Raw genomic sequence first — 4,361 nt, 5'->3', positions numbered from 1 at the left:
AAGGAGGCGTCGAGCACGTCTGACCCGTAGTACTGAACGAACGCCCCCTTCTCCTGGTTGTACCCGCGCTCCATCACTTGCCGGTAGATGCGATCGCGGGTCTTGCGCCACCGTTCCAACGGCGCCGGCAGGCCCTTCATCGTCGCGATCCGCATCGCCCGGTCGAAGGCGACCCAACACATCACCCGTGAATAGACAAAGTCCTTCTGTCCACCGCGGGTCTCCCAGATCCCCTCATCTGGTCGATCCCAGTTGTCCGCCAGCCAATCGAGGATCCCGACCATCCCCAACCAGGTGTCGTAGTACATCGACCGACCACGCTTGACCACCTCGTAGATCGCGTCGACTGCCTCGCCATAGATGTCGAGTTGGAGTTGGTCTGCGGCGCCGTTGCCGATGCGAACGGGGCTCGACTCGGCGTAACCCTCCCAATTCGGGAGATCGAACTCATCCAGATCGGAGGATCCGTCAACCCGATACATCAGCCGCAGAGGTGCCGCGGAGCCACCAGCGTGATCTGCAACCAACCGACCGATCCACTTGAGAAACGCAGCCGCCTCGTCGTTGTAGCCCAGCTCCATCAAGGCACCGACCGAGAAGGAGCCGTCGCGGATCCAGGTGTAGCGATAGTCCCAGTTTCGCTCGCCGCCAATCTGCTCCGGCAGGCCAGCCGTCGGAGCAGCCACCAGGGCGCCCGTTGGCGCGTACGTCAGCAATTTCAGCGTCACGGCGGAGCGGTTGACCGTCTGGCGCCACCGACCTTTGTAGGTCGACTTGCCGATCCAATCGCGCCAAAACTTGATGGTGTCCTCAAACAAGGAGACGACCTTGCGCACGCTCAGCGCGCCAGCGGTGGCACCCTTGAGGCCGGTCGTCAGGGTGCAACCGGCCACTTCACCCTGCTTGAGGGTGAAGCGGGATCGGGCGACGCCATTGTCGATCTGCTTGCCCTCCGAGTGGTCGAGCATTCGTTGCGTGTGGAGCGAGATTTCCTGGTCTGGGGTACTGAACAGCGCGTGATGGTCAGTCAGCGTCAGCTCGTGATCAACCCGGCCGTAGTCAAACCGCGGCGCGCACTCCATCGTGAACGTCACCTCGCCTCGGACCACGCGTGCTAGTCGGACGATTCGATGGACGTCGGTGGCGACTTCGGGTCGGTCAATGGGCATGAAGTCGATGACCTCGCCAACACCCGCGCTGGTGAGGTAACGCGTGATCAGGATCGCGGTGTCTACCAAGTACAACTGCTTGACGACGGCATCGGGATCGTCAACCGACACTCGAAAGTAGCCACCCTTCTCCGCGTCAAGAATTGAACCGAAGACCGAGGAAGAGTCGAATCTCGGTGAGCAGAACCAACTGATTGTTCCGTCCAACCCAACCAGAGCTGAGGTTTGCAGATCGCCGATGAGTCCATGGTCCGCAATCGGCGGATACGCAGCGTTCGTCACCCGCAACAGTCTGCCCACTTCCCGACCGTGACGCCGCGTGGATCCGCCATTCGCCGGATTGTCGGTTGCTGGGTCAGCCGGTGGGATCCGTCATTGGCTTGGACGCGCCGAGCGAAAGGCTGGCAAGTAGACCTAAGACCAGGAAGCCCGCCGCCACGAAGGCAGCCCACTTGGTCGCGGTCGATAGGGACTGCTTGGCGGCGGTTGCCACCGGCTCTGTTTGCGGGTTCTCGTTGAGTTGCGGGATGATCGAACCAGCGGTGGCCACCACAACGTCAACGCTCTGCTGCCGCTGTTCGGCGGAAATCTGCGGGATCTGTTCCAGATTCTTGTTCAGCTGAGTGCCGAGTCCGGTGAACAGAATGGTTCCAAGGACCGCGATTCCAAGCGCGGAGCCCAACTGCCGCATGGTGCTTTGGATTCCTGAACCCTGCCCGCTGCTCGCAACGGGCACGTCAACGAGGACCACGCCGGTCAGTTGAGCAGTGGCCAAACCAACGCCCATCCCGTAGAAGAAGAGCAGTACGATCACCGGCCAGATGCTCACAGTTGGTGATGCGACGATGCCGATCCCAAGGATGCCGACGATCTCCAAGGCGATGCCGATCCGAACGACAAGGATCGCCCCACGACGTTGGGCAAGCCGAGCACCAAATCCGGCGGCGAGGAAGCTGCCGAGCGCGAGCGCGAGTAACACCTGACCTGTCTTGAAAGCTGAGTAGCCCAGCACATTCTGCAGCCACAAGGGCAGCGCGAACAGCAATCCGAACTCACCGAGGCTGACGATGGCTACTGCGATATTGCCGTTGCGGAATGACGCCAGGGAGAACAACGACAGGTCCAGCAGTACAGCTTTGCCTGCCCGATTACGTCGGACCTCGAGTGCCGCGAACGCAACCAACGCGAGGATTCCGAGCAGGAATGCCACCGGGACAATCGACAGGTTCAGCGACCAATTCCAGCCGGCGATCGTCGGCGAGTTGATCGACTCCCACCAACCGAAATTGCGACCCTCGATCAGCCCAAAGACGATCAGTCCAATCCCCGTCACCGACAACAGCGCGCCCAGGACATCGATGCCCTCGTCTCGATCGCCAGTGGACTCTTTGACGAAGATCCACGCTCCGATGAACACAGCCAGTCCCAGTGGGACGTTGATGCCAAAAGCCCACCGCCACGAGAAGTCAGTGGTCAACCAACCACCAAGTAACGGCCCGAGCGCGGCCGTACCCCCGATAGTGGATCCCCAAATCGCGAACGCAACGGCCCGGTCTTTGCCGCGGAAACCCGCATTGATCAACGAGAGTGAGGTGGGCAGCATCATCGCGCCACCGAGCCCTTGAATGAGCCGGGCGCCGATCAGTGCTCCGCCACTTTGCGATGTCGCCGCGAGCACGCTCGCGAGTACGAAGATCACGACACCGATCAGGAACATCCGACGTCTACCCCACCGGTCGGCCAATCGGCCGAACATCAGCAGGAAGGCAGCAAAGACCAGCGTGTAGGCCTCTTGCACCCACTGAGCCTGGCTGGAGGTAATACCCAGATCGTCGATGATCGTCGGGATCGAGACGTTAACGATTGTGGCATCGACGATAATCATCGATACGCCTAGCGCAACGAAGAACAGCCCAATCCACTTCTTGCGACCGGCGGCCTGTTCAAGTGTGTCGGCGGTTGCCCCTTGCTGAATGTCACCCATCGCGTGCTCGCTTCCCCGCAGGTCGATTAAAGTCGGCGAGAGCCTATCCCGATGGTTCGCGCGGGCCGCAGCGCAAGGTCGTCGCTTCGATTGGGAAGCCGACCCCGGCAGCACTAGCATCAAAACGTGCCGGAGAATTTCTTAATCCCCAATCAGCAACCCAACGTCGATATGTCCATCGCACTGGCCGACCTCTTTCTCACCAGCAGCCAGCGAATGGACCAATGGCGCACGCTTTTTCGCCACGCTGCGCATGCGGCCGCTGCCGCAGATCCAGACGAGCTGGCCAAGATTCGTACTGAGTTCCAACGGATGCGGGTCCTCGAGGACTACTGGGGCTACCCAGGCCGCATGCTGAACAACGAGCTCGAGCGGCTGCTGACCGAAGGAGACCTCCAGGGGTTCGCCAATGGTGTGCACATCATTTCCGCAGCGCTGCACACCAACGCACACCACTCGCTGGAAGGAGCGTGGCATCTCGACTCCAACCCCACCGAGTCGTTTGACGAGATCTCCAACACCGGCGTGGGTAGACAGATTCTCCCACGGCCGTACTTTGAGGTGCTCGTCGTTGCTGCGGACATGCCCGCGCTGTGGGATGGGCTGACGACCCGGATTCGTGAACTCCGTCGCCTAACCGACGACTTCATCTACCAGCCTGTCATCGTCGAGTCGTACGAGGACGCGCTGGTTGCCGTCATTCTGAATCCGAACATTCAAGCCGTCGTCGTTTACGACGGGTTCCCGTTCCGAAGTAGACGCAACCTGCCCGACCTTCGTGGATTCCTCGGCAAGCGTCCATTGACGTCAGACCCGGACGAAGACGAGCTCGCAGTGCGGCTCTTCGACACGGTCAAGGAAGTCAGACCTGAACTTGATCTCTACCTCTTAAGCGACCGACTTGCTGAGCAGGTCGCGGGCCTCGACACGATAGCTGCGGTCCGCCGCGTGTTCTTCTCGACTGAGGAGATCCTGGAGATCCATCTGAGCATCTTGGAGGGGATCAGAGACCGTTTTCAGACACCGTTCTTTGACAACCTGGAGAAGTACGCGCAGCGGCCGATCGGAACGTTCCACGCATTGCCAATCGCTCGCGGGAAGTCCATCTTCAAGTCCAACTGGATCCGCGATATGGGCGAGTTCTATGGCGAGAACCTGTTCCTGGCGGAGTCGTCGGCCACAACCGGGGGATTGGACAGCCTGCTCGA

Annotated in this window: 3 protein-coding genes; 1 reads left to right on the top strand and 2 read right to left on the bottom strand. The window is 60.6% G+C overall.

Features of this window, described 5'->3' with window-relative positions:
- A partial coding sequence (locus KAZ48_05165) for a glycoside hydrolase family 15 protein (GenBank protein ID MBP7972168.1) occupies nucleotides 1-1,451 on the bottom strand: 1,451 nt, incomplete at its 3' end.
- Between the two features lie 73 nt (nucleotides 1,452-1,524).
- The gene (locus KAZ48_05160) at nucleotides 1,525-3,153 is read right to left on the bottom strand and encodes an MFS transporter (GenBank protein MBP7972167.1); all 1,629 of its coding nucleotides are present in this window, start codon (nucleotides 3,151-3,153) and stop codon (nucleotides 1,525-1,527) included.
- A 126-nt stretch (nucleotides 3,154-3,279) separates the two neighbouring features.
- Here KAZ48_05160 and KAZ48_05155 point away from each other — a divergent pair.
- The coding region (locus tag KAZ48_05155; GenBank protein ID MBP7972166.1) for a hypothetical protein at nucleotides 3,280-4,361 on the top strand (1,082 nt) is incomplete at its 3' end.

The sequence above is a fragment of the Candidatus Nanopelagicales bacterium genome (assembly GCA_018003655.1).
Taxonomy (GTDB): Bacteria; Actinomycetota; Actinomycetes; order S36-B12; family UBA10799; genus JAGNDY01.
The sequence above is the reverse complement of the archived record's forward strand: the minus strand, read 5'-3'. Positions and strand labels throughout refer to the sequence as shown.

Excerpts from the sequence above, each read along its gene's own strand:
- KAZ48_05160 (MBP7972167.1), bottom strand. The coding sequence starts at position 3,153 with ATGGGTGACATTCAGCAAGGGGCAACCGCCGACACACTTGAACAGGCC.